Below are 1,983 nucleotides of genomic sequence, written 5' to 3'. Positions count from 1 at the left end.
CCGGTGGGGGACTGAGGGTGGGGACTGAGCCGCCCGCTCACGCGCCGCCGGGCTCCCACCCCTGGCGGCGCAGGACCCCCGTCACGTCCGGCGCCTCGTAGTGCTCCCCCTTGAGGACCTTGCCGTCGGCGCGGCGGGCGACCTGGCCGTCGGGGCCCAGCTTGGTCATGTTGGAACGATGGATCTCGGCTATGACCTGGTCCAGGTCGATGCCGTGCACGAGCGCCGTGCCGTACGCCACGTAGACGACGTCGGCCAGTTCGTGCGCGAGCCGGTCGAGCGGTCCGGTCACCGACACCTCGGCGACCTCCGCGGCCTCCTCCGCCAGCAGTTCACCGCGGTGCGCGGCCAGCACCTGCGGGATCTGCGTCGGGGCGGTGCGGACGTCGAGACCGAAGGCGAGGTGGAATTCACGGACCAGGTCGGCGGGCGAGGAACTCATACGCCGACTCTAATGGCCGCCTGTGACAACCCCGTGTGATTCCGGCCCTGGTCAGCACGGCGTACGGGCTGGCAGGATCGCGCGCATGTCCAAGGTGTTGTCCCGTATCGGCAGACGCCGGGCCCTGCAGAGCGCGGCCGCCGGCTTCGTCGCCTTCGGGCTGCTGCTGTGGTGGCTGCTGCCGCTGGGCGAGGAGCCGCCGAGCGGGACGATCACCTTCAGCACCGGCACACCGCGCGGGGTCTACCAGCGGTACGGCACCCTGCTGCGCACCGAGCTCTCCAAGGACATGCCGAACCTCGAGGTGAAGCTGATGACCAGCGACGGTTCGCAGGAGAACGTCGCGCGCGTGGCGACCGGCGAGGTCGACTTCACGATCGCTGCGGCGGACGCGGTGGAGACGTACGAGCTCAACAACGGGCCCGGCGCCGACCGGCTGCGCGGGGTCGCCCGCCTGTACGACGACTATGTGCATCTCGTCGTCCCGCGCGGCTCGGACATCCAGTCCGTCGCCGACCTGCGCGGCCGGCGGGTCGCCATAGGGCCTCCCCGCTCAGGTGTGCGGCTGATCGCGACCCGGGTGCTCAAGACGGCGGGCATCGATGCACAGCAGGACATCACGCCGCTGTCCGACGGCATCGATACCGGGCCGAGCCGGCTGAAGCGGGACGAGATCGATGCGTTCTTCTGGTCCGGTGGACTGCCTACGGACGGTCTGAAGCAGCTCGCGGACACGTTCGACTTCCGGTTCGTCCCGATCGATGCCGACTTCGTGTCCGAGCTGCACCGCCAGGGCCGGGCCACCCACTACTACCGCTCCACCAACATGCCGGAGTCGGCCTACGGCACCGCCCAGAACGGGGCCACCGTGCCGACGATGGCGGTGTCCAACGTGCTGATCACCCGCAAGGACATGGATCCCGAGCTCATCGAGTGGCTGACCCGCACGGTGATCAAGAGCCGCGACGGCATCGGCGCCCACGTCCACTCCGCCCAGCTGGTCGACCTGCGCACGGCGATCTACACCGACCCGCTGCCGCTGCACGAGGGTGCCCGGCGCTACTACCGCTCGGTCAAGCCGTAGGTCCGGTCCTCGGCAGGGTCACCGTCACCTTCAGCCCGTGCGGCTCATGATGGCCGTACGCGATGGAGCCGCCGGCCGCCGCGAGCAGGGCGCGTGTGATGGACAGGCCGAGGCCGGAGCCCTTGACGTTCTGGTGGCGGCTGCTGCGCCAGAAGCGGTCGCCGACGCGGGTGAGTTCCTCGTCGGTCAGGCCGGGTCCGCCGTCGGCGACCACGATCGTCGAGGTGTCACCGTTGGAGGCGACGGTGACCTCGACGCGCTCGTCCTTCGGCGTGAACTTCACCGCGTTGTCGATCACCGCGTCCAGTGCGCTGGACAACGTCACCGGGTCCGCCCAGGCGGTCGTGGGCGGGCAGTCACCGACCAGCCGGACGCCCCTGGCCTCGGCGGTCGGCGCCCAGGCGGCGACGCGCTCGGCGGTCAGCGCGCCGATGTCCGTGAGGCTCAGGTCGGCCTC

General features: G+C 70.6%; 3 protein-coding genes. 1 reads left to right on the top strand and 2 read right to left on the bottom strand.

From position 1 onward, the window contains the following. Positions 1-37 precede the first annotated feature (37 nt). Complete coding sequence (locus ACTWQJ_RS50865) at positions 38-442, bottom strand: MazG nucleotide pyrophosphohydrolase domain-containing protein (RefSeq protein WP_443313114.1); 405 nt, start codon at positions 440-442, stop codon at positions 38-40. An 85-nt stretch (positions 443-527) separates the two neighbouring features. Between ACTWQJ_RS50865 and ACTWQJ_RS50860 the strand changes: the two genes are divergently transcribed. After that, entirely contained in the window at positions 528-1,526 is a 999-nt protein-coding gene (locus tag ACTWQJ_RS50860; protein ID WP_443313113.1) for a TAXI family TRAP transporter solute-binding subunit, read from the top strand. Here the strand turns inward: ACTWQJ_RS50860 and ACTWQJ_RS50855 are convergent. Next, positions 1,516-1,983, bottom strand: a 468-nt coding sequence (locus ACTWQJ_RS50855) for a sensor histidine kinase (RefSeq protein ID WP_443313112.1), incomplete at its 5' end; no start/stop codon positions are given. The two genes, ACTWQJ_RS50860 and ACTWQJ_RS50855, sit on opposite strands and share 11 nt — an antisense overlap.

The sequence above is a fragment of the Streptomyces sp. KR55 genome (assembly GCF_052245645.1).
Taxonomy (GTDB): Bacteria; Actinomycetota; Actinomycetes; order Streptomycetales; family Streptomycetaceae; genus Streptomyces; species Streptomyces flavusporus.
This window is presented reverse-complemented; position numbering and strand designations above follow the sequence as displayed.

What these genes read in the sequence shown, in the direction of transcription:
- ACTWQJ_RS50860 (WP_443313113.1), top strand. Translation starts at nt 528, where the DNA reads ATGTCCAAGGTGTTGTCCCGTATCGGCAGACGCCGGGCCCTGCAGAGC.
- ACTWQJ_RS50865 (WP_443313114.1), bottom strand. Translation starts at nt 442, where the DNA reads ATGAGTTCCTCGCCCGCCGACCTGGTCCGTGAATTCCACCTCGCCTTC.